Consider the following 22,188-nt stretch of genomic DNA (forward strand, 5'->3'; position numbering starts at 1 on the left):
AGATGGCCGGATCAGAGGTAGACCTTGCGCTGGTAGATCGCGTGGGCGCCGGCCACCCGGTCCAGGAAAAGCAGGCCGGCACAGTGGTCGATCTCGTGTTGCAGGGCACGCGCCTCGAAACCGTCCGTCACCAGGCGTACGGTCTCGCCGCTGCCGGGCAGCGCCCCCTCGACCACCAGCCGGCTCGCGCGCTTGACGTCACCGGTCAGGTCCGGCACCGACATGCACCCCTCCCGGCCCGCCTTCCACCGGGTCGCCTCGACCACCCGGGCGTTGCAGAGGACGAACGCGCCGTGCACGGTGACCGCCTTCGGGTGGCCCGTCACGTCCACCGCGAAGACCTGGGCGCCCACCCCGACCTGCGGGGCGGCCAGGCCGACACAGCCGGGTGACACCCGCATGGTGGCGATCAGGTCGGCGGCCAGGCGGACCGTCTCCCCGGCGGTCGGGTCGACCTCGGCTCCCGGCCGGCTGAGCACCGGCTCCGGGGCGGAGACCACCGGAATCACCCGGCCGGCGCCCAGCGCCTCGGGCACCCAGTCGCCGAGGCCCGCGTACGCCTCAACCTGCGGTTTCAGGTCCGACCGACCCGGTTCGCCGCTCACAGCAGGTCCGGATCAGCGGGTCGGAGGGTGACCTCGACACCGAGACCGGCGGCGGTCTCGGCCAGCCGACCGGCGACGGCGTCGGCCGCGCCCGTGGGCAACTCGACCTCGGCGACTACCACGTAGAGCGACCCCGCCAGCCGGGTGCTCAGATCGGTGACGTTGCCACCGGCGTCGGCCAGCACCCGGGTCATCGCGGCCACGATGCCCATCCGGTCCGCGCCGTGCACCGCCATGACGTACGGCGCGCCGGCCGGTGCCGTCTCACCGTCGGGCGTGACCGTGCGTACGGTGGCCAGCAGCTGTCCGTCGGCGGCGAGCGGGGCCAGCGCGGTCTCGACCTCGGCGGCGGCCGGGCCGACGCAGATCAGGGTCATCGCGAAGTGCCCCCGCAGCCGGGTCATCGTGCTGTCGGTGAGGTTGGCGCCGAGCCGGGCCAGCACCTCGGCGACGTCGGCCACGATGCCGGGCCGATCCCGGCCGATGACGGTGATCGCGAGCTCGTTCATCCGGGCATTCTGCCCGATCCACCCGCACCGCTGGCGGCGGCCCGCCCGGACCGTCCACCCGACGGGATCCGGGTGCGTGACATCATCAGCGACGCGATGACGGAATCCACCTTCGCCGGCCGGGTAAGCCGGTGGTACGAACAGAACGCCCGGGACCTGCCGTGGCGCGGCGCCGACGCGAGCCCGTGGGCGATCCTGGTCAGCGAGGTCATGCTCCAGCAGACCCCGGTGGTCCGGGTGCTGCCCGCCTGGCAGGCGTGGTTGGAGCGCTGGCCGACGCCGGACGCCCTGGCCCGGGAGAGCCCGGCCGAGGCGATCCGCATGTGGGGGCGGCTCGGCTACCCCCGCCGGGCGGTACGGCTGCGCGACTGCGCGGTGGCCATCGTGGAGCGCCACGGCGGTGAGGTGCCGGAGCGGCTGGAGCAGTTGCTCGCCCTGCCCGGCGTCGGGACGTACACGGCTCGGGCGGTGGCCGCCTTCGCCTACGGCCAGCGGCACCCGGTGGTCGACACCAACGTCCGTCGGGTGGTCTGCCGGGCGGTGGCCGGGGAACCGGACGCCGGACCGGCGACCCGACCCGCCGACCTGGTCGCCACCGAGGAACTGCTGCCCGCCCAGCCGGCCGCCGCCGCCCTGGCCAGCGCCGCCATCATGGAGTTGGGCGCGATCGTCTGCACCGCGCGGTCGCCCCGCTGCGAGGCGTGCCCGGTCGAGTCGATCTGCGCCTGGCGGGCCTCGGGACGCCCCGCCCCGGTCGGCCCGAGCCGCCGTCCGCAGCGCTACGCGGGCACCGACCGGCAGGTGCGCGGCCTGCTGCTCGCGGTGCTCCGGGAGGCGGCCGGCCCGGTGCCGCACCAGCGCCTCGACCAGGTGTGGGCGGACGATGTGCAACGTGCCCGGGCGCTCGCCGGTCTGGTCACCGACGGGCTGGTCGAGCCGGTTGGTGAGGCATCCTTCCGCCTGGCGGGGGACGGCCCGCCGGCACCGGTGGCACGCTGAGGGCCGGCCCCGGATCGGGGCCGGCCCTCAGTCGAGGTGCGGTGGTGGGTGTCAGGCGGAGTACCCGCGGCTGGCGATCCAGTCGGCCAGCGCGTCCGTGCTGATCCAGTACTCGGCCTGGGCGGGGTTGGCCGAGTCGGCGATCTTCACCTGGTCACCGTTGTCCCGGTAGCCCGTCACCGAGATGTAGTGGCCGCCCTCGAACGAGTGGCTCACCCCGTCGATGTCCGTGGCGGTACCGATGATGTTGGCCACCATGGCCCGGCCATCGTCGATGGCGCGGACGATGTCGTCGCGCAGCCGGTCACTCTCGGCGTCGTCAGCGGCCCGGCCGGGGATCTCCACCGTGCGGTAGACCTCCTTGCCCGCCTTCTGGTTCAGGGCCTTGGTGATCAGGTGCGCCGAGTCGGTGCCCCGCTCGGTGGTGCCCATCTCGCGGGCCAGGTCGTCCTGGGAGATGTCCTTGTCCATGGTGCTCAGGGCGTTACGCACGGCGGCGGGGCCACAGTAGTAGAAGTTCGGCTGGGCCTCGTACCGCACGTTCAGCTGCCGCTCGCCCTTGCCGTGCCCCCGCTCGGCCACGGCGGCCAACGGGTTGGTGCTGCCCGCCGTGGCGGCGATCGCGCCCACCGGGGCGGCGATCATTCCACCGGCGCAGACGGCACCGGCAGCGGTCAGGGCAGCCTTACGAATCAGCGTAGTCATGATCATTGCCTTCCGTCTCGGGGGAATCGACACGACACCTGGAGAGGAGGTGTGGATACCGCGTCGGGAGGAAGAAGCAGAAGCGCCCGGTGTCTGTCGAGCCGGATCGCCTGCCGGGTGTGCAACGGCCTCGGCGGGCCTGGCATTCCGGGACGCCCGTGAGCAGGGCCGTTGCGGTTACCCCCGGTACAACGACCCCCGGGGCCGGCCCATGCCCCGGCAAACCGTGGCGGCGGTCACACCTCACCCGCCGTGAGCGCAGCGCGCGGCAAGTGGACCGGCCTTCGACAACGCCGAGCGGCATGCGGGGCATGATCCGGACAATCCTCGCGTCCGCGATGTCGCCGCGATATCAGGGCGAGACGGGTGCAGGCCGCCGACCTGTCAGCGCGGGCACCCCGCAGGGTGTCCGCCAGAGACGACGGCGGCCCGGTGGCAGGTCGCCACCGGGCCGCCGTTACTTCGGCCTGACCTACTCGTCCGCTCCCGCGGCCGCCGTGCTGCCGCCGAGGTCGGCCGGGACCGCGTCCGGCACCTGGGCCGGCCGGTCGGAGCCCCGGAAGACGAGCTTGGACTTGTCGATGTCGTCCGGGTCGCCCTCGCAGTCCACGACCACGATCTGACCGGGGGTCAGCTCGTTGAACAGGATCCGCTCGGAGAGGTTGTCCTCGATGTCGCGCTGGATCGTGCGACGCAGTGGACGGGCACCGAGCACCGGGTCGAAGCCCTTCTTCGCCAGGTACTTCTTGGCGTTGTCGGTCAGCTCCAGGCCCATGTCCTTGTTGCGCAGCTGGGTCTCGATCCGCTGGATCATGATGTCGACGATCGACAGGATCTCCAGCTCACGCAGCTGGTGGAAGACGATGGTGTCGTCGATCCGGTTCAGGAACTCGGGCCGGAAGTGCTGCTTGAGCTCGTCGTTGACCTTCTGCTTCATCCGGTCGTAGTTGGAGTCGGAGTCCTCCGACGCCTGGAAGCCCAGCGACACCGCCTTGGCCACATCCCGGGTGCCCAGGTTGGTGGTCAGGATGATGACCGTGTTCTTGAAGTCCACGATCCGGCCCTGACCGTCGGTGAGCCGACCGTCCTCCAGGATCTGCAGCAGCGTGTTGAACACGTCCGGGTGGGCCTTCTCGATCTCGTCGAAGAGGACCACGCTGAACGGCCGACGCCGCACCTTCTCGGTCAGCTGCCCACCCTCGTCGTAGCCGACGTAGCCGGGAGGGGCACCGACGAGGCGGGACACCGTGTACCGGTCGTGGAACTCGGACATGTCCAGCTGGATGAGGGCGTCCTCGCTGCCGAACAGGAACTCCGCCAGCGCCTTGGACAGCTCGGTCTTACCCACACCGGACGGGCCGGCGAAGATGAACGAGCCGGACGGGCGCTTCGGGTCCTTCAGGCCGGCCCGGGTACGCCGGATGGCCTTCGAGACCGCCCTGACCGCGTCCTCCTGGCCGATGACGCGCTTGTGCAGCTCGTCCTCCATGCGCAGCAGGCGCGAGGTCTCCTCCTCGGTCAGCTTGTAGACCGGGATGCCCGTCCAGTTGCCCAGCACCTCGGCGATCTGCTCGTCGTCGACCTCGCTGACGACGTCCAGGTCACCGGCCTTCCACTCCTTCTCCCGCTGCGCCTTCTGACCCAGCAGCTGCTTCTCCTTGTCACGCAGCTGCGCGGCACGCTCGAAGTCCTGCGCGTCGATGGCGGACTCCTTGTCCCGCCGCACCTGGGCGATGCGCTCGTCGAAGTCACGCAGGTCTGGCGGTGCGGTCATCCGGCGGATCCGCATCCGGGCACCCGCCTCGTCGATCAGGTCGATCGCCTTGTCCGGCAGGAACCGGTCGGAGATGTACCGGTCGGCCAGCGTCGCCGCGGCCACCAGAGCCGCGTCCGTGATCGAGACACGGTGGTGCGCCTCGTACCGGTCCCGCAGCCCCTTGAGGATCTCGATGGTGTGCGCCAGCGACGGCTCACCCACCTGGATCGGCTGGAACCGCCGCTCCAGCGCGGCGTCCTTCTCCAGGTGCTTGCGGTACTCGTCCAGCGTGGTCGCGCCGATGGTCTGCAGCTCGCCACGGGCCAGCATCGGCTTCAGGATGCTCGCCGCGTCGATCGCGCCCTCGGCGGCACCGGCGCCGACCAGGGTGTGGATCTCGTCGATGAACAGAATGATGTCGCCCCGGGTGCGGATCTCCTTGAGCACCTTCTTCAGGCGCTCCTCGAAGTCACCCCGGTAACGGGAACCGGCGACCAGCGCGCCCAGGTCGAGCGTGTAGAGCTGCTTGTCCTTCAGCGTCTCGGGCACCTCGCCCTTGATGATCTTCTGGGACAGCCCCTCCACCACGGCGGTCTTACCGACGCCGGGCTCACCGATCAGGACCGGGTTGTTCTTCGTCCGGCGGGAGAGCACCTGCATCACCCGCTCGATCTCCTTCTCGCGCCCGATCACCGGGTCGAGCTTGCCCTCCCGGGCCGCCTGGGTCAGGTTCCGGCCGAACTGGTCCAGCACCAGGCTGGTCGACGGCGCGGCCTCACCCGGCGCGGTGCCCGCCGCGGCCGGCTCCTTGCCCTGGTAGCCGGAGAGCAGCTGGATCACCTGCTGACGGACCCGGTTCAGGTCGGCGCCGAGCTTGACCAGCACCTGGGCGGCGACGCCCTCACCCTCACGGATCAGCCCGAGCAGGATGTGCTCCGTGCCGATGTAGTTGTGCCCGAGTTGCAGCGCCTCACGCAGCGACAGCTCCAGCACCTTCTTGGCCCGCGGCGTGAACGGGATGTGCCCGCTCGGCGCCTGCTGACCCTGGCCGATGATCTCCTCCACCTGCTGGCGGACGCCCTCAAGGGAGATCCCCAGGCTCTCCAGAGCCTTCGCGGCGACGCCCTCACCCTCGTGGATCAGGCCCAACAGGATGTGTTCCGTACCGATGTAGTTGTGGTTGAGCATCCGGGCCTCTTCCTGGGCCAGGACGACAACCCGTCGCGCTCGGTCGGTGAACCGCTCGAACATGCCCTCGTGCTCCTCACGTGCCGTGCGCACTCGATCTTGGTGGTCAAGACTCTCGGCGGGGCCGGATACGCGAGCGCCCGGGACGGGCGTCCGCGCCTCATTACTCTATCGCCGCGAGCCGACTCGGCTGACCTCGTGTGTCTGCGTCGTAGGCCCGGTACGCGTCGTTTTGCACAACCATCCACGCTCAACGGGTGTTCCGGGCGTGGTCGCTCTACGCGCAGAGCGAAATTCGGCCGGCAGCCGGAGACCGCCGGGAACGCCGCACGGGGGCGTTCCCGGCGCGGGACGGCGCCACTCCGGCACCATCCACAGGTTGTGGACAGGACATCCACCGCCTGTGGACAACGCCGACCCCGCCGCGGTTAGTCCCACCTACGCCGACGCCGGCCCGGAGGAGTCTCCGGGCCGGCGTCGTGGACGACCGTGCGGGCCTGGTCGCCGTGGACGACCGTGCGGGCCAGGTCTCAGTGACCGGCCTTCGAGTGGTACTCGTCGACGATCTCCTGGGGGATCCGGCCCCGGTCCGAGATGTCCTTGCCGGCCTTGCGCGCCCAGGCCCGGATGGCCTTGTTCTGCTCGCGGTCAGCCGTGGCGCCACCCCGACCGCGGGCGGCGCGCCCACCGACGACCACGCCGCCGCGCCCCACCTTGGTGCCGTGGGCGATGTACGGAGCGAATACGTCACGCAATTTCTCTGCGTTCGAACCTGAGAGGTCGATCTCGTACTGAACGCCGTCGAGCGCGAACTTGACGGTCTCGTCCGCGTCCCCGCCGTCCAGGTCATCGACCAGCTTGTGAATGATCTGCTTGGCCACGTCCCACATTCCTTTCGAGCAGGGGTTGATCCTGCCAACTGCGAGAGCAGAATAACCCGTGGGACGCTTGCCGCGTCAATAGGATGCGGTAACGACCCGGTAGATTTTCGTACGGCTACTCGGGGCGGACCAACGGGAAGAGGATGGTTTCCCGAATTCCCAGGCCTGTCAGCGCCATCAGGAGCCGGTCGATTCCCATTCCCATGCCACCGGCCGGTGGCATTCCGTACTCCATCGCGCGCAGAAAGTCCTCGTCCAGTCGCATCGCCTCGTCGTCACCCCGGGCGGCCAGTTGCGCCTGCGCCACCAGGCGTTCCCGCTGCACCACCGGGTCGACCAGCTCCGAGTACGCGGTGCCCAGTTCGAACCCGAGCACGTAGAGGTCCCACTTCTCGGCCAGACCCGGCTCGTCGCGGTGCGCCCGGGTGAGCGGGCTGGTCTCCTCCGGGTAGTCCCGGACGAAGGTGGGCGCCTCAAGGCCGGGCACGACCAACTCCTCGAACAGTTCCTCGGCCAGCTTGCCCGGCCCCCATCCGGGGGCGACGGCCAGGCCGACCTTGTCCGCGTACTCGACCAGGCGGGTCCGCTCGGTGCGGACCGTGACCTCCTCGCCGAGCGCCTCGGAAAGCACACCGAACAGGGTGACGGAACGCCACTCACCACCGAGGTCGAACTCCCGGCCGTCGGCATGGGTGACCACCGTCGACCCGCTGACCGCGATCGCCGCCTGCTGGACGAGATTGCGGGTCAACTCGGCCATCGTGTTGTAGTCGCCGTACGCCTGGTACGCCTCCAGCATCGCGAACTCCGGCGAGTGCGAAGAGTCGATGCCCTCATTACGGAAGTTGCGGTTGATCTCGAAGACCCGCTCGACGCCGCCGACCACGGCGCGCTTCAGAAACAGTTCCGGCGCGATTCGCAGATACAGATCGGTGTCGAGTGCATTGCTGTGGGTCACGAAAGGTCGGGCCGCCGCGCCACCGTGCAGCAACTGCAACATCGGGGTTTCCACCTCGATGAAGCCCTCGCCGTGCAACGAATCGCGCAGGCTGCGTACCGCCGCGGCCCGGGTACGCACCATCTGGCGCGCCTGCGGACGGACCACGAGGTCGACGTAGCGCTGCCGGACCCGGGACTCCTCGCTGAGCGGCCGGTGCGCCACCGGCAGCGGTCGCAGCGCCTTGGCGGTGACCGCCCACTGCTCGGCCAGCACCGACAGCTCACCCCGGCGACTGGTGATCACCTCACCGGTCACCCCGACGTGGTCGCCGAGGTCGACCAGGCGCTTCCAGTCCTCCAGCCGGTCCGCGCCGACCCGGTCCAGCGACAGCATGGCCTGCAGTTCGGTGCCGTCGCCGTCGCGCAGCGTCGCGAAGCAGAGCTTGCCGGTGTTCCGTACGAAGATCACCCGACCGGTGACCGAGACGCGGTCGCCGGTGGCGGTGTCGGTGGGCAGGTCCGCGTAGCGCTGGCGCACCTGGCCCAGGGTGCTGGTCCTCGGGAAGCTGACCGGGTACGGCTCGACACCGTCGGCGAGCATCCGGTCCCGCTTCTCCCGGCGGACCTTCATCTGCTCGGGAAGGTCGTCGGCGGGGTCGACTGGCACGGGGCTCTGCTGGGTCACGGCACGCTTCCTCGGCGGGAGAATTCGGGCGGGGTCAGGCCCCGAGCGTACTCAAGCGCCTCGCCGGCCGTTACTGGATAGCCTGCCGGCCATGACCGACCCACTGCGGCCCTCTCGTTCGGCGCCGCCGGGCGCCCACCACACGTTGGTCAGTCCAGAGGCTAGACGTTCCGTTCGTAGACCATGCGTAGGCCGATCAGGGTGATCATCGGCTCGTGGTGCGTGATCGTCTGGCACTCGGTGAGCACCAGTGAGGCCAGGCCGCCGGTCGCGATGACCGCCTTCAGGTCGCCCAGTTCGGCGGTCATCCGCTCGACGATCCGGTCCACCTGCCCGGCGAAGCCGAAGTACAGCCCCGCCTGGAGGCACTCGACGGTGTTCTTGCCGATCACCGAGCGGGGCCGGGTCGCCTCGACCTTGCGCAGCTGGGCGGCGCGGGCGGCGAGCGCGTCGAAGGAGATCTCGATGCCCGGCGCGAACGCACCGCCGAGGAACTCACCCCGCGCACTGATCACGTCGAAGTTGGTGGTGGTGCCGAAGTCGACCACGATCGACGGCCCGCCGTAGAGGGTGTAGGCCGCCAGCGTGTTGACCACCCGGTCGGCGCCGACCTCCTTCGGGTTGTCGATGGCCAGCTGGACGCCGGTACGCACCCCGGGCTCCACGATGACGCTCGGCAGTTCCCCGTAGTAGCGGGTCAGCATGGTCCGCAACGAGCGCAGGGCGGCCGGCACGGTCGAGCAGGCCGCCACCCCGGTGATCTCGACGGCGTCCCCGGCGAGCAAACCCCGGAACATCAGGCCCAGCTCGTCGGCGGTCGACCGGGCGTCCGTCTTGATCCGCCAGGAGTGCACCAGCTTGTCGCCGTCGAAGGTCGCCAGCACGGTGTTGGTGTTCCCGATGTCGATGCAGAGCAGCACGCACGAAGCCTAGACGGGTTCACTCCGTACGCAGGTCCAGGGCGATGTCCAGGATGGGTGAGGAGTGGGTGAGCGCGCCGACGGAGAGGAAGTCGACGCCGGTCGCTCCCACCGCCGCGGCATCGGCCAGGGTCAGCCCGCCGGTCGCCTCCAGCTCGGCCCGGTCGCCGACGGCCGCCACCACCGCGGCGAGCACCGCCGGCGGCATGTTGTCCAGCAGGAGGAAGTCCGCCCCGGCCTCGACCGCCTCCACCGCCTCGGCGAGCGTGTCCACCTCCACCTGCACGGGCACGTCCGGGAACGCGGACCGGACCCGCCGATAGGCGGCGGCGATGCCGCCCGCGGCGAACTTGTGGTTGTCCTTGACCATGGCGACGTCGTGCAGACCCATCCGCTTGTTCGTGCCGCCGCCCGCGCGGACCGCGTACTTCTCCAGGGCGCGCAGGCCCGGCGTGGTCTTGCGGGTGTCGAGAACCATCGCCTTGCTGCCGGCCAGCGCGTCCGCCCAGGCCCGGGTGTGTGTCGCTACCCCGGACATCCGGCAGAGCAGGTTGAGGGCGGTCCGCTCGGCGGTGAGCAGCACCCGGGTGGGGCCGGTCACCGTCGCCAGCACGTCGCCCCGGGCCACCCGCTCGCCGTCGCGGGCGACCAACGACACCTCGGCGGTACGACCGATGCCGGTCACCTCGCCGGCCAGCTCGAACACGGCGGCGGCGACGGCCAGCCCGGCCACCACCCCGTCGGCCCGGGCCACCAGATCGGCGGTGTCGGTCTGCGCCGCCGGGACGGTGGCGACGCTGGTGACGTCGAGCCCGTCCGGGCCGAGATCCTCGACGAAGGCGTTCTCGATGATCCGGCGCACGTGGTCCGGGTCCAGCCCGGCCCCGCGCAGCAGTCGCTCCGTGTCCCCCGTCATCGCGTCTCCTCCCACCGGGTGGTCAACCGGCCCTGCGCGCCGATGGCACCGACCAGGTGGCCCTGCCACCGCTCGTCGGCCGATCCGTAGTCCTCCCGCCAGTGGCAGCCCCGGGTCTCCCGGCGGGCGTACGCCGCGGCGACCAGGGTGGCGGCCACCGTGACCAGGTTGGTCGCCTCCCAGTCGGCGGTGCGTGGCGTGCCACGACCGGCGCCCAGCTCGACCAGTTCGGTCGCGGTCGTGGCGAGCGTCGTGGCCGAGCGGAGCACACCGGCGCCGCGGGTCATCGCCCGCTGCAACACCGGCGTCGCCGCGGCCGGCAGCACCCAGCCGCCCTCCCCGCGCCAGGCGCCGGTGTCCGCCGGGCGCTGCTGCTCCGGCAGCGCGGACGCGACGTGGTCGGCGATCCGCCGGGAGAAGACCAGCCCCTCCAGCAGGGAGTTGCTGGCCAGCCGGTTGGCGCCGTGCACGCCGGTGCAGGCCACCTCGCCGCAGGCGTACAGGCCGGGGATGGAGGTGCGGCCGTGCAGATCGGTGCGGACCCCGCCGGAGGCGTAGTGCGCGGCCGGTGCCACCGGGATCAGGTCGGCTCCCGGGTCGACGCCGATGGCTAGGCACGACGCGACGATGGTCGGGAAGCGACGGGCCAGGAACTCGCCGCCGAGGTGGCGGGCGTCGAGGTAGACGTGATCGTCACCGGTGGCCAGCAGCACCCGGTGGATGCCCTTGGCCACCACGTCCCGGGGCGCGAGTTCGGCCAGTTCGTGCTGGCCGAGCATGAAACGCTTGCCGTCGGCGTCCACCAGGTGCGCGCCCTCGCCCCGCAACGCCTCGGAGACCAGCGGCTGTTGGGCATGGCCGGCGCCGGACACCCGGGTGCGTTCCGGCACGATCAGCGCGGTCGGGTGGAACTGCACGAACTCGACGTCGGTGACCGCCGCCCCGGCCCGCATGGCCAGGGCGACCCCGTCACCGGTGGAGACCGCGGGATTGGTGGTCGCCGCGAAGATCTGGCCCATCCCACCGGTGGCCAGCACGACGGCACGGGCCAGCAGGGCACCGACGCCGTCCTCACTGCCCTCGCCGAGGACGTGCAGGGTGATCCCGCAGGCGGCGCCGAGCCCGCCCGGGCCGTCGCCGGGGGCCCGCAGCAGGTCCAGCACCAGCGCATGTTCGACGAGCCGGATCCACGGGTCGCGGCGCACCGCCTCGTGCAACGCCCGCTGCACCTCCGCACCGGTCGCATCGCCGCCGGCGTGCACGATGCGATCGGCCCGGTGCCCGCCCTCCCGGGTGAGCATCAGCGAGCCGTCGGCGTTGCGGTCGAACTCGGCACCGAGACGCATCAGCTCACGCAGCCGGGTCGGCCCCTCCTCCACCAGGACGCGTACCGCCGCCGGGTCGCAGAGGCCGACCCCGGCGATCTCGGTGTCGGCGGCGTGCATGGCCGCGGTGTCCGCCGGGTCGAGCACCGCGGCGATGCCACCCTGCGCCCACCGGGTCGACCCCTCGTCGATGTCGACCTTGGTGACCACGGTGACGTGCAGGCCCGCCTCGCGCAGGTGCAGTGCGGCGGTCAGCCCGGCCACCCCGGAGCCGACCACGATCACGTCGGTGGTCTCCACCCAGCCGGGTGCCGGAGCGGCCAGCAGGCTCGGCAGCACCGGCAGGTCGACGGTCGGTAGCTCCATGCCCACAGTCAACCCGAACGCCTCTCGGCTCGGGTGCCGGGGGCGGGACAAGTGGTTCCGGCTACTTCGTCCGGACCGGCAGGCGGGCCGGACCGGCTCCTTCGAGTGACCCGGTCACCGCCCGGTCGCTCAACCAGAGGTAGCAGCGGATGCCCCGGTCACCCACCCGCCACCGTCCGGCGCCCGGCGGGCGGACCACCACGTCGGTACGGAAGGGCAGGGCGGCATCGTCGGGTACGCCGGCGTACCGGGCGGTGACCGAACGGCATCCGCCGTAAAAGGGTGCCCACTCGGCGCTCCGCGTCGGGTACGGGCGGTCGGGCGCCTGCCACACCCCGGCGAACTCGGCGTCGTGCCGGCTGGCACAGTCCACCGCCACCAGGGTCTGCACCACCCCACGACGATCCGTACGCGCCTGCTGGCAGCCCAGGCGCAGCGGTGACGGCGGTCGGAGGGCGTCCCGCAGCGAGCCGGTACGGGTGACGACCGTGGCCCCCGCCTCGGCGGTGGTGACCTCCATCAGGTCGCAGCGGTACCAGCGTGACCCGGATGCCCAGCCCGGCCCGGACGGCACCGCCACCGCCAGCCGGAGCCGGCCCGCCCGCCAGTTGTCGCCGACGTATCCGGTGGCCCGGTTGTCGCACTCGACGAACGCCGTACGCAGTTCGGTCGACGCGATCGGTGGCGGCTCGCTCCGACCGTCGGGGAAGGCGCCCACGTGCACGGTCTCCAACCGGTGCGGCACCGCGCAGTCGACCGGCGCGTACGCCCCGAGGGGCACCACGTCGGCGAAATCCGCCTCGTGGCAGACGCCGGCGGCCGGGGTGAACGGGCCGGGTGGTGGCAGGGCCGCCCAGTCGTCGACCAGGTCGCCGTCGACTCCGGCGGCGCCGTTGCAGCCCGCCAGCAGCACCGCCACGGCAAACGCCGCGATCAGGGTTCTCGTCGCACGCTGCATGGCGCCGCCTCCCCCACTCAGCGGCCGTCCCCCGACGGCACCACCAGCGTAACCAGGAATGACCTTCCGGTGACAGACCGGAATCGCGGCGCATCTGTCGACGCTGGTGGGCGCCCTACACCGAGAGCGGGTTGGGGACGGGGGCGCCGGCGGTACCGGGAGCGGCGATCGACGGGTCGGCGCCGAGGTCGATCACCCTGTTGTCGGCGTCGACGTGCACCACCCGGGGGCGGTACGTCCGGGCCTCGGCGTCGTCCATCTGCCCGTACGAGATCAGGATCACCAGGTCGCCCGGGTGCACCAGGCGGGCGGCGGCGCCGTTGATGCCGATCACGCCGCTGCCCCGCCGGCCGGGAATGACGTACGTCTCCAGCCGGGCTCCGTTGGTGATGTCCACGATCGCCACCTGCTCGCCGGGGAGCAGGTCGGCGGCGTCGAGCAGGTCCTCGTCGACGGTCACCGAGCCGACGTAGTGCAGGTCCGCCTGGGTCACCGTGGCCCGGTGGATCTTGGACTTGAGCATGGTGCGGTACATCGGGACGCCTTTCGCGGTACGTGTCCGGGTCAGGAGGGCGGGTCGAGTCGGACCGCGGCGTTGTCGATCAGCCGGGTACCGCCCACCCAGGCGGCGACGAGCAGCCGGGCCGGGCCACGGACAGGTCCGGGCTCCAGGTCGGGATCGGTGAGGACCAGGTAGTCGAGCCGCGCACCGGACTCGCCGGCGCCGAAGGCGACGTGCGCGGCGGTCAGCACCGCCCCGGCGTCGCGGCCGGCCTCGGCGGCCTCGACTCCGGCACGCAGCGCCCGCGACAGGCTCAACGCCACCGGGCGCTCGACCGGGGAGAGGTAACGGTTGCGGCTGGACAGGGCCAGCCCGTCCGGCTCCCGGACGGTGGGCACGCCGACCACCTCGACCGGGACGTCCAGGTCGCGGCACATCCGCCGGACCAGGGTCAGCTGCTGGTAGTCCTTCTCACCGAAGAAGGTGAGATCGGCGCGGGTGAGCTGGAGCAGCTTCAGCACCACGGTGAGCACGCCGTGGAAGAACCCGGGCCGGCTCAGCCCCTCCAGGTCCTCGCCGAGCGGCCCCGGGTTGACCCGTACCGCCGGCTCGCCGTCCGGATACATGTCCGCCGCCGAGGGGGCGAAGACCAGGTCGGCACCGGCCCGCCGGCACACTTCAAGATCGGCTTCGAGCGTACGCGGATAACGGCCGAAGTCCTCGGTCGGCCCGAACTGCAGCGGGTTCACGAAGATCGTCACGATCACCTGGTCGGCACGCTCGCGGGCTGCCCGCAGCAGCGCCTCGTGCCCCTCGTGCAGGGCGCCCATCGTCATCACCACCCCCACCGTGCCGGTGTGGGCGGCCCGGGCCCGGGCCAGTTCGGCGCGGGTGTGCACCAGTTCCGTCATGTGATCCACCTCGCTCGACACCTTGGTACCGCCGACCGTCACGCCGCCACCCGGGGCTGCTGCTCCCCACCGAGGACGCCGAGCAGCGGCGCCGCGTCGGCCGGACGCAGCCGGCCGGCGGCCACGGCCCGGTCGGCGGTGCGCCGGGCCAGGGCGAGGTACGGCCCGACCGACTCGGGCGCGGTGGCGGCGAGCCGGTCGAGATGCCGCCGCACCGTGCCCGCGTCGCCCCGGGAGACCGGGCCGGTCAGCGCGTCGTCGCCGAGGCTCAGCGCGTTCTCCAGCGCGGCGCGCAGCAGCGGGGCGAGCACCTTCTCGGGCTGGCCCACCCCGGCGTCGCGCAGCCGGTCGGCCGCCTCGTTGACCAGGGTCACCAGGTGGTTGGCGCCGTGCGCCAGCGCCGCGTGGTACAGCGGCCGGTCGGCCTCGGCGATCCACTCGGGCACCCCGCCGAGGTCGGCCACCAGCCGGGCGGCCAGCGGACGCAGCTCGGCCGCCGCGGTCACCCCGTACGAGATGCCGGGCAGCCGGCCGAGGTCGTCGGGCGTACCGGTGAAGGTCATCGCGGGGTGCAACGCCAGCGGGCGGGCACCGGCCGCGGCGGCCGGGGCCAGCACCGCCAGGCCGTGCGCGCCGGAGGTGTGCGCGACCACCTGGCCGGGGCGCAGCGCGCCGTCGGCGGCCAGGCCGGCGACCACCCCGGCGAGCGCGTCGTCCGGCACGGAGATCACCAGCAGGTCGGTGGCGGCCCGGGCGACCGTAGTCGCCGGGCGCCGGGCGGCGGTGGGCAGCAGCAGCGCCAGGCGGGCCCGGGAGGCCCCGGAGCGCCCGGTGGCGGCGATCACCCGATGCCCGGCGGCCGCCAGCGCGGCGCCCAGGGTGGCGCCAACCCGCCCGGCGCCGATCACGCCTACGGTCAGCACAGCGGTGGCGACCTGGGAAGATGTCACGGTCGCGGGCCGCCGAGGGGCGGCCGGATGGGTGCGCAGCGGTGCGCTCATGTCACGATCCAGTCCTCGAGATGGGTACCGGTCGAGGCAAGTATGCGTCGCCGACACGGACCTGAAACAAGGATGTGTGAAATCGTTCACCGGCGCCCCGGGGAGGTCCCGATGTCGATGCCCTGGCAGGCCGCGATGCACCGGTCGCTCTACGGACCCGGCGGCTTCTTCGTCTCCGGAACCGGGCCGGCCGCGCACTTCCGCACCAGCGTCCACGCCTCCCCCATCTTCGCCTCGGCTCTGCTCGGCCTCATCGCACGCGTTGACGCCGCCCTCGGGTTTCCCGACCCGTTCGACGTGGTGGACGTGGGGGCCGGGCGGGGGGAACTGCTTCGCGCGCTGTCCGTGGGGGTTGCGGTGGGGGTTTCCGGGGAGCCCGCCCGCTCCGGGCGGTCAGGCTTGATCCCTGCGCGGGCGGGCTCCCCGGAAACCCTGACCACCACGGCCGCCGTTCAGAACGCGGACCTGGGCGTCTCCTCGCCGGGGTCCGTCGATCCGTCACTCGCCGCGCCGGTGCAGCTGGCCCGGCGGGTACGGTTCACCGCCGTCGAACTCGCCCCGCGTCCCGCCGACCTCCCCGACCAGATCACCTGGACGAACGAGATCCCCGCCGGCATCACCGGCCTGCTCCTGGCCACCGAGTGGCTCGACAACATCCCCCTCGACCTCGCCACGTACACCGAGGAGGGCTGGCACTACCTGCTCGTGGACCCGGCCTCAGGCGAAGAGACGACAGGTGGACCGGTCAGTCGAGAAGACGCCGACTGGCTGGCCACCTGGTGGCCCCTACCCACCGAGGACGGCCCGGACGTCCCACCGCAGACCGTGACGGACGGTTCGGGCTCGACCGGGTCGGGTTTCCGGGCGGCCCGACCGGCGGAGGGATCAAGCCTGACCGCCCGGAGCCGGTCGGGCCGCCCGGAAACCCCCACAAACCGCTCATGGAACCCGGAAGTTCGGGCGGAGATCGGGAGGACGAGAGACGAGGCGTGGGCTGAAGCGGTGGGCCACGTCGACCGGGGGCTGGCGTTGGCCGTGGACTACGGGCACCTGAGCGCGGAGCGGCCGGTCGGCGGGTCGCTGACCGGGTACCGGGGCGGACGGCAGGTGCCGCCGGTGCCGGACGGCTCGTGTGACATCACCGCGCACGTCGCCATGGACTCGGTCGCCTCCGCCGGTGAGCGGGTCGCCCGGTGTGCGTACTCCCTCGGATCGCAGCGGGAGGGGCTGCGGGCCCTCGGGGTCGACGGCGGGCGACCACCACTGAGCCGGGCCGGTCGTGACCCGGCCGGGTACGTGCGGGCGCTGGCCGAGGCATCGGCGGCGGCCGAGCTGACCGACCCGGCCGGCCTCGGCGGGCACTGGTGGCTGTGGCAGCCGGTCGGAGTGCCCGCCGGACGGCTGCGGTCCGTCCGGTCCGCGCCCGAGGACGCCAGCGGGTGGAGCCGGTAACGGGCGTCCACCGCCGGTGCCGGCGGTTCATGGCACGATGGCGGGCATGACCACGGGCGACCTGCGCGAGCTGACCGTCGGCACCGGGGCCGGGTTGGTGGCGGGCACCGGCGGGGAGCAGCTCGGCGCGGACATGGTGCTCAACATCGGGCCGCAGCACCCCTCCACGCATGGCGTACTGCGGCTCAGGCTCGTCCTCGACGGCGAACGGGTGCTCGCCGCCGAGCCGATCATCGGCTACATGCACCGCGGCGCCGAGAAGCTGTTCGAGGTACGCGACTACCGGCAGATCATCGTGCTGGCCAACCGGCACGACTGGCTCTCGGCGTTCGCCAACGAGCTGGGCGTGGTGCTCGCCGTGGAACGGCTGATGGGCATGGAGGTGCCGGAGCGGGCCACCTGGCTGCGGATGGCCCTCGCCGAGCTGAACCGGGTGCTCAATCACCTGATGTTCCTCGGCTCGTATCCACTGGAGATCGGCGCGATCACCCCGATGTTCTACGCCTTCCGGGAGCGGGAGACGCTCCAGGCGGTGCTGGAGGAGGTCTCCGGTGGCCGGATCCACTACATGTTCAACCGGATCGGCGGGCTGAAGGAGGAGGTCCCCTCCGGCTGGACCGGCCGGGCCCGGGCCGCGATCGGCGAGGTACGTCGCCGGATGCCCGACCTGGACAACCTGATCCGGCGCAACGAGATCTTCCTGGCGCGTACGGTCGGGGTGGGGGTGCTCTCCGCCGCCGACGCCGCCGCGTTCGGCGCCTCCGGGCCGGTCGCCCGCGCCTCCGGGCTGGACCTGGACCTGCGCCGCGACGAGCCGTACCTGGCCTATGACCAGCTCGACGTGCCGGTGGTCACCCGCACCACCGGCGACTGCCACGCCCGCTTCGAGGTGCTGCTCGACCAGGTGTACGCCTCGCTCGACCTCGCCGAGCAGTGCCTGGACCGGGTCGACCGGCTCACCGGGCCGATCAACACCCGGCTGCCGAAGGTGCTCAAGGCGCCCGAGGGGCACACCTACGCCTGGACGGAGAATCCGCTCGGCATCAACGGCTACTACCTGGTGTCCCGCGGTGAGAAGACGCCGTGGCGGCTCAAGCTGCGCACCGCGTCGTACGCGAACGTGCAGGCCCTGGCCACCCTGCTGCCCGGCTGCCTGGTACCGGACCTGATCGCCATCCTCGGCTCGATGTTCTTCGTGGTCGGCGACGTCGACAAGTGATCGCGGTCCCGGGGCCGGCCCGATGGCGGCGTGCCGCGCCGGAGTGCCGGCCGGGTCAGCGCCAGCGGTTGGCACCGCCGTCGTAGGCGGACTCCTCGGCGTGGTGCCGCCGGCCGTACGACTCGGCGCCCGGGCGCTGCCCACGCACCGGTTCGGACTGATACCCGTGAACCGGCTCCGGCTCGTAGCCACGTGCCGGTTCGGGCTGGTATCGGCGTTGGCGGGGCGGGCGCCACTCCTCCGGCACCGGTACCCCACCGGCGGGCAGCGCCGGGGGACTCTCCGGCTCGTCCCAGCCGTGCCGCCGCCCCTCGTCACCGCCCCAGCGCGGCTCGTCGCGGCGCGGCTCGTCGCGGCGCACGCTGGCCCAGCGGTCCTCCATCCGGTACTCGGTACCACCGGGGTCGGCGTGCACCTCGGCGCGGCGCTCGCCGACCCGCAGCTCACGCCCTCGGTCGTCGTCGCGTACCTCGGCCCAGCGGTCGCCGGCGCGCAGCTGCGCCCAGTACTCCCCGGTATCGTCCGCCCGGTGCGTCCGGCCGGCCGGAGCCGCTTCGGCAGGCGCCTCCCACGGCTGGGCACCGCCGTCGTAACCCCGCTCGTCGTACGGCGTTCCCCAGTCACGATCGTCCCGGTTCGCCGGCTGATCGTCGTGGTAGGTGGAGCCGCCGTCGCGCTGCCCCGAGCCGCCCGACCAGCGCCGGTCGTCGTCGCGGTCCGCGCCCGCCGTCCAGGGGCGCTCGTCCTCCTGGGCCGACCCGGCCCAGGAGCGTTCCTCGCGGTCCGCGCCGTAGCCACCCTGCGCACGCTCCCCCGGCTGCTGCGCCGACCAGCGCGCCGGGTAACCGCCGTACCGGCTGCCGGACTCGCCACCCCCGCCGTCCACGACGGTGTGCCGGGTGGTGACGTGCACCGTCTCGGTGTGCCGGACCACACCGAGCGGCCGCGGCGCCGCATCGCCGGGACCACTGTCCGGCTCCGCGCGGGCGGGCGAGCCGTAGACCCCGGCCGAGCCGCTCGCCGGGCGGTCACCGCCGTATCCCGCCGCCGCACGGTCACCGCCGTACCCCCCGTACCCGCCGGCCGGGCCAGGCTGAGCCGCGCCGTACACCCCGGCCTGGCCGGCCGACCGCTCGCCGTAGCGTGCCGGTGTCTCCGGCTCCGGCACCGGCACGCGGGCCCGACCCGGGCCGGGCGCCTCCTCGCTCCTGGCCGGGACGGCGCCACCGGACTCCGCTCGCCGGCGCAGCCCGGCCAGCGCCTCCTGGGCCCGCTGGGCGGCGTCGAGCGCCTGGTTACCCCGCTGGGCGGCGGCCACGATCTCACCGCGCAGCTCCCGCCGCAGCTCGTCGATCTCCACCCGCAGTTCCTCGGCGTGCGGCCGCCCGCCGCCCTCGGTACGCAGTGTGATGGAGAGCCCGATCAGCACCACGGCCAGGATGGCCAGCACGGCGGCGAACCGCAGTGGCCCGTTGCCGTCGGCGACCAGCAGTATCAGCGCCGCGACCGGAGCCAGGGCCACACCGCCCCAGAAGAGAACGGTGAGCAGCTGCGGGTTACGCGTGTCGGCGGGCACCGGGGCGGGCATGGCTCCGCAGCCTACCGAGAGTTGCGTCACGTGGGAACGGCCGCGCCCCCGGCCGAGCTGGCCGGGGGCGCGCCGCGTCGTGGCCGACGCCTCAGCTCTGGGCGTACGCCGCGTCGGTGGAGAAGACCAGGCCGACGCTGATCGTGCCGTTACGCAGCGCGGTCTTGGTCAGCGGGCCGCCTCCGTCCAGCGAGGAGAACGAGCCCACCGCCAGCCCGTAGGTCTGCTCCAGGCCCGGCTTGCAGAAGGGACGCTCCTGGCACTCCGGCGGGCCACCCAGCACCGTCGCCGTGCCGGAGCACTTCTCGGCCAGCTCGGAGAGGGTCCGCACGCCGTACTTCTCGGAGAACTCCTGGGTCACGGCGAAGGCGTTCTGGGTCTGCGCCGCCGCCGGGGCGCCGAAGCTGAGGCCCACCTTCTCGCCGAGGCCGCGCAGCGCGGTGACGGTGGCCTCCACGTCCGGCGAGGAAACCGGCTGGCCGCCGCTGTTGGCCTTGCCGTTGAGGAACTCGGCCATGGTCGCGGCGTACTCCGGGACGACCTGGATCTCGCCCTTCTCCAGCGCCGGCTCGTACAGCTCCCGGTTACCGATCTGCTGGACGGTGACCTGGTAGCCGGCCGCGGTCAGCTGGATCTTGTAAAGCTCGGCGATGATCTCGCTCTCGGTGAAGTTGCCGGCCCCCACCGTGATCCGTCCGCCCGGCCCCTGCTCGACGCCGTCGGCGAGCGAGTTGGCCGTGGCGAACTCCTGAGCGGCCACCTGCGCGCTCTTACGGTCCACGTCGACCGCCTTGTTGAGCTGCACCAGCTTGGGGGTGTCGAGCACCGCGGAGACCTTGTCGAGCGCCGCGATGAGCTGTGGCGTGGCCACCTCGCTGTTGACCGCCGGGATGATGTTGTCGGCGTTCTGGAGGGACTTGTCGTCGTCGAGCGCGATGAGCTGCTCGCCGGCCACCGGGGCGCAGCCCTCGCCCGAGGCACCCTGCTGGGGCGCCTCGGTGCCGGACGAGCCGGCGTCGCCGCACCCGGCCAGCGCCGTCGCCGCGACGACGGCGCCGACGAAGGCGATGGACAGTCTTCTACCTGCGCGCATGAGCCCGCCTTCCGTGTCCCGGCGCGGCCCGTCCGGGCCGGCCGCGTGTCCGACGGGCGATCAGCCTTCCGCCGCCCGCGATTTCCACCCAACATGCTGACGCAACCCCCCGACAACCCGGGGAGGTCTTCGTCACCGGAACGACACCATCCGTCGCACCGCCGCCACCCGAGATCACCACCCACCCGTCGCCGGCAGCCGCCCCGGCAGTGCCTCAGGTGCCGGTGACCGCGTCCGCCGCCCGCCGCACCGCCCGGCGCCGGGCCCGGCGCAGCGGGCGGGGGGTGACCAGCCGTTCCACCAGTGCGAAGAGCAGTTCGACGCTGAGCGCGAGCCCGGCGACCAGCAGCCCGCCGGCCAGGATCTGCCCGCCGCCCACCGCGATGCTCAGGCCGAACCCGAACCGGATGATCTCGCCCAGGCCACCACCGTTGACGAAGGTCGCCAGGGCCGCCGTGGCGACCACCTGGACGGCGGCGGTCCGGAACCCGGCCGCGAGAAAGGGCACCGCCAGCGGCAGCTCGACCCGGCGGAGCACCTGTGCGCCGGTCATGCCCATGCCCCGGGCCGCCTCCCGGGTCTGCGGATCGACCTGCCGCACCCCGGTGTACGCGTTGGCCAGCAGCGGCGGCACCGCGAACACCGCCAGGGCGACCACCACGGCCGGCCGGCCGAAGCCGAGGAAGGTCAGCGGGAGGATGGTCAGCAGGGCCAGCGTGGGCACCGCCAGGGTGAGGTTGGAGACGAGGACGACCAGGCCGCCGCCGCGGCCGGTGTGGCCCAGCCAGAGCCCGAGCGGCCAGGCCACCAGGCAGCCCAACAGCACCGCGGCGGCCGACATGCTCACGTGCTCGCCGATCCGGTCCAGGATGCCGCCCGGATTGGTCCAGTTCAGCGGGTCGTTGAGCCAGACCACCGCCTGCTCGACGGGATTCATCGCGTCCTCCGGGCGGTCCGGACCCGCTGACCGCGGACCGCGACGCTCATCCGGCCCGCCCGCGCAGCCACGGGGTGAGCAGCCGACCGGCCCCGACCAGGATCAGGTCGAGCACCAGGGCCAGCAGGATGCAGAGCAGCGTCCCGCTCATGATCTGGGCCTTGTAGAAGTTGTTGTTGAAGCCGGCGAAGATGATCTGCCCCAGCCCGCCCCGCCCGATCACCACACCGACGGTGACCAGGGCGACCGTGGAGACCGTGGCCAGTCGCAGGCCGGTGAGGATGCCGGGCAGGGCCAGCGGCAGTTCGACCCGCAGCAGCCGCCCCCAGCGGCCGTACCCCATGCCCTCGGCCGCCTCGCGTACCTCCGCGGGCACCTGGTTGAGCCCGGCCACCGTGTTGCGGACGATCACCAGCAGCGCGTACAGCACCACCACGCTGAGCACGGTCGCGACTCCGATGCCCAGGTAGGGCGCGATGAACGCGAACAGAGCCAGGGACGGGACGGTGTAGAGCACCCCGGTGAGTGCGAGAATCGGGCCGGTCAGCGGCCGGAACCAGTACGCCAACACGGCCAGCGGTACGGCGATCAGCGCGGCGATCAGCACCGCCCGGAGGGTCAGCGTGGTGTGGTCGCGTAGGGCGGCGAGCACCGTGTCAGAGTTGTCCCGCACGTACTGCCAGGAGAACCACGGGTTACCCGGGTCGGCCCGGTAGCTCAGGCGGAAGGACAT

At 72.5% G+C, this 22,188-nt stretch carries 20 protein-coding genes; 3 read left to right on the forward strand and 17 right to left on the reverse strand.

Annotation, left to right across the window (positions count from 1 at the left end; genetic code table 11):
- Positions 1-11: 11 nt before the first annotated feature.
- Together O7615_RS10590 and O7615_RS10595 are read right to left on the reverse strand one after the other, a co-directional pair.
- On the reverse strand, positions 12-605 hold the full coding sequence (locus tag O7615_RS10590) for a peptide deformylase (RefSeq protein WP_278177245.1): 594 nt from the start codon (positions 603-605) through the stop codon (positions 12-14).
- Positions 602-1,114: an ACT domain-containing protein gene (locus O7615_RS10595; RefSeq protein WP_278177246.1), complete on the reverse strand. Its 513-nt coding sequence runs from the start codon at positions 1,112-1,114 to the stop codon at positions 602-604. Before O7615_RS10595 ends, O7615_RS10590 begins: the two co-directional genes overlap by 4 nt.
- A gap of 96 nt (positions 1,115-1,210) precedes the next feature.
- On the opposite strand from O7615_RS10595, the gene O7615_RS10600 reads away from it, so the two are divergent.
- Positions 1,211-2,113: an A/G-specific adenine glycosylase gene (locus O7615_RS10600; protein WP_278182054.1), complete on the forward strand. Its 903-nt coding sequence runs from the start codon at positions 1,211-1,213 to the stop codon at positions 2,111-2,113.
- A gap of 51 nt (positions 2,114-2,164) precedes the next feature.
- Here the strand turns inward: O7615_RS10600 and O7615_RS10605 are convergent, their stop codons facing one another.
- From O7615_RS10605 to O7615_RS10655, 11 genes are all read right to left on the reverse strand, one after another.
- Complete coding sequence (locus O7615_RS10605) at positions 2,165-2,821, reverse strand: C39 family peptidase (protein ID WP_278182055.1); 657 nt, start codon at positions 2,819-2,821, stop codon at positions 2,165-2,167.
- A 469-nt stretch (positions 2,822-3,290) separates the two neighbouring features.
- Complete coding sequence (locus O7615_RS10610; protein WP_278182056.1) at positions 3,291-5,825, reverse strand: ATP-dependent Clp protease ATP-binding subunit; 2,535 nt, start codon at positions 5,823-5,825, stop codon at positions 3,291-3,293.
- 467 nt (positions 5,826-6,292) lie between these two features.
- Positions 6,293-6,643 carry an Lsr2 family protein gene (locus tag O7615_RS10615; protein WP_308440940.1) on the reverse strand — a complete coding sequence of 117 codons (351 nt, stop codon included), beginning with the start codon at positions 6,641-6,643 and terminating at the stop codon, positions 6,293-6,295.
- Positions 6,644-6,758: 115 nt separating this feature from the next.
- Complete coding sequence (gene lysS, locus O7615_RS10620; protein ID WP_278177247.1) at positions 6,759-8,267, reverse strand: lysine--tRNA ligase; 1,509 nt, start codon at positions 8,265-8,267, stop codon at positions 6,759-6,761.
- 161 nt (positions 8,268-8,428) lie between these two features.
- The gene (locus tag O7615_RS10625; protein ID WP_278177249.1) at positions 8,429-9,187 is read right to left on the reverse strand and encodes a type III pantothenate kinase; all 759 of its coding nucleotides are present in this window, start codon (positions 9,185-9,187) and stop codon (positions 8,429-8,431) included.
- Positions 9,188-9,206: 19 nt separating this feature from the next.
- Positions 9,207-10,103 (reverse strand): carboxylating nicotinate-nucleotide diphosphorylase, encoded by an 897-nt coding sequence (gene nadC / locus O7615_RS10630; protein ID WP_278177250.1) that lies wholly within the window; start codon positions 10,101-10,103, stop codon positions 9,207-9,209.
- Entirely contained in the window at positions 10,100-11,794 is a 1,695-nt protein-coding gene (locus O7615_RS10635) for an L-aspartate oxidase (protein ID WP_278177251.1), read from the reverse strand. The genes nadC and O7615_RS10635 overlap by 4 nt, the downstream gene beginning before the upstream one ends.
- A gap of 61 nt (positions 11,795-11,855) precedes the next feature.
- Positions 11,856-12,752, reverse strand: coding sequence for a septum formation family protein (locus O7615_RS10640; RefSeq protein WP_278177253.1), 897 nt, complete (start codon positions 12,750-12,752; stop codon positions 11,856-11,858).
- A gap of 115 nt (positions 12,753-12,867) precedes the next feature.
- A complete protein-coding gene (panD, locus tag O7615_RS10645; RefSeq protein WP_278177255.1) occupies positions 12,868-13,287 on the reverse strand; it encodes an aspartate 1-decarboxylase in 420 nt (139 codons plus the stop codon).
- A 29-nt stretch (positions 13,288-13,316) separates the two neighbouring features.
- Positions 13,317-14,165 carry a pantoate--beta-alanine ligase gene (panC, locus tag O7615_RS10650; RefSeq protein WP_278177257.1) on the reverse strand — a complete coding sequence of 283 codons (849 nt, stop codon included), beginning with the start codon at positions 14,163-14,165 and terminating at the stop codon, positions 13,317-13,319.
- Positions 14,166-14,203: 38 nt separating this feature from the next.
- A complete protein-coding gene (locus O7615_RS10655) occupies positions 14,204-15,166 on the reverse strand; it encodes a Rossmann-like and DUF2520 domain-containing protein (RefSeq protein ID WP_278177259.1) in 963 nt (320 codons plus the stop codon).
- Positions 15,167-15,277: 111 nt separating this feature from the next.
- On the opposite strand from O7615_RS10655, the gene O7615_RS10660 reads away from it, so the two are divergent.
- Positions 15,278-16,618, forward strand: a complete 1,341-nt coding sequence (locus O7615_RS10660; RefSeq protein WP_278177260.1) for an SAM-dependent methyltransferase — start codon at positions 15,278-15,280, stop codon at positions 16,616-16,618.
- Between the two features lie 37 nt (positions 16,619-16,655).
- A complete protein-coding gene (locus tag O7615_RS10665; protein ID WP_278177261.1) occupies positions 16,656-17,837 on the forward strand; it encodes an NADH-quinone oxidoreductase subunit D in 1,182 nt (393 codons plus the stop codon).
- Positions 17,838-17,892: 55 nt separating this feature from the next.
- Here the strand turns inward: O7615_RS10665 and O7615_RS10670 are convergent, their stop codons facing one another.
- The 4 genes from O7615_RS10670 to O7615_RS10685 form a co-directional block, all read right to left on the reverse strand.
- Positions 17,893-19,425, reverse strand: coding sequence for a hypothetical protein (locus O7615_RS10670; RefSeq protein WP_278177262.1), 1,533 nt, complete (start codon positions 19,423-19,425; stop codon positions 17,893-17,895).
- Between the two features lie 91 nt (positions 19,426-19,516).
- Positions 19,517-20,518: a glycine betaine ABC transporter substrate-binding protein gene (locus tag O7615_RS10675; protein ID WP_278177263.1), complete on the reverse strand. Its 1,002-nt coding sequence runs from the start codon at positions 20,516-20,518 to the stop codon at positions 19,517-19,519.
- A gap of 214 nt (positions 20,519-20,732) precedes the next feature.
- Positions 20,733-21,455 carry an ABC transporter permease gene (locus O7615_RS10680; protein ID WP_278177264.1) on the reverse strand — a complete coding sequence of 241 codons (723 nt, stop codon included), beginning with the start codon at positions 21,453-21,455 and terminating at the stop codon, positions 20,733-20,735.
- Between the two features lie 46 nt (positions 21,456-21,501).
- Positions 21,502-22,188 (reverse strand): ABC transporter permease, encoded by a 687-nt coding sequence (locus tag O7615_RS10685; RefSeq protein WP_278177265.1) that lies wholly within the window; start codon positions 22,186-22,188, stop codon positions 21,502-21,504.

Origin of the sequence: Micromonospora sp. WMMD1082 (assembly GCF_029626175.1) — a bacterium.
Lineage (GTDB): Bacteria > Actinomycetota > Actinomycetes > Mycobacteriales > Micromonosporaceae > Micromonospora.

Coding starts and splice junctions, on each gene's coding strand:
- O7615_RS10595 (WP_278177246.1), bottom strand. CDS start 1,114: ATGAACGAGCTCGCGATCACCGTCATCGGCCGGGATCGGCCCGGCATC.
- O7615_RS10600 (WP_278182054.1), top strand. CDS start 1,211: ATGACGGAATCCACCTTCGCCGGCCGGGTAAGCCGGTGGTACGAACAG.
- O7615_RS10610 (WP_278182056.1), bottom strand. CDS start 5,825: ATGTTCGAGCGGTTCACCGACCGAGCGCGACGGGTTGTCGTCCTGGCC.
- nadC (WP_278177250.1), bottom strand. CDS start 10,103: ATGACGGGGGACACGGAGCGACTGCTGCGCGGGGCCGGGCTGGACCCG.
- O7615_RS10635 (WP_278177251.1), bottom strand. CDS start 11,794: ATGGAGCTACCGACCGTCGACCTGCCGGTGCTGCCGAGCCTGCTGGCC.
- O7615_RS10640 (WP_278177253.1), bottom strand. CDS start 12,752: ATGCAGCGTGCGACGAGAACCCTGATCGCGGCGTTTGCCGTGGCGGTG.
- panD (WP_278177255.1), bottom strand. CDS start 13,287: ATGTACCGCACCATGCTCAAGTCCAAGATCCACCGGGCCACGGTGACC.
- panC (WP_278177257.1), bottom strand. CDS start 14,165: ATGACGGAACTGGTGCACACCCGCGCCGAACTGGCCCGGGCCCGGGCC.
- O7615_RS10655 (WP_278177259.1), bottom strand. CDS start 15,166: ATGAGCGCACCGCTGCGCACCCATCCGGCCGCCCCTCGGCGGCCCGCG.
- O7615_RS10660 (WP_278177260.1), top strand. CDS start 15,278: ATGTCGATGCCCTGGCAGGCCGCGATGCACCGGTCGCTCTACGGACCC.
- O7615_RS10665 (WP_278177261.1), top strand. CDS start 16,656: ATGGCGGGCATGACCACGGGCGACCTGCGCGAGCTGACCGTCGGCACC.
- O7615_RS10670 (WP_278177262.1), bottom strand. CDS start 19,425: ATGCCCGCCCCGGTGCCCGCCGACACGCGTAACCCGCAGCTGCTCACC.
- O7615_RS10675 (WP_278177263.1), bottom strand. CDS start 20,518: ATGCGCGCAGGTAGAAGACTGTCCATCGCCTTCGTCGGCGCCGTCGTC.
- O7615_RS10680 (WP_278177264.1), bottom strand. CDS start 21,455: ATGAATCCCGTCGAGCAGGCGGTGGTCTGGCTCAACGACCCGCTGAAC.
- O7615_RS10685 (WP_278177265.1), bottom strand. CDS start 22,188: ATGTCCTTCCGCCTGAGCTACCGGGCCGACCCGGGTAACCCGTGGTTC.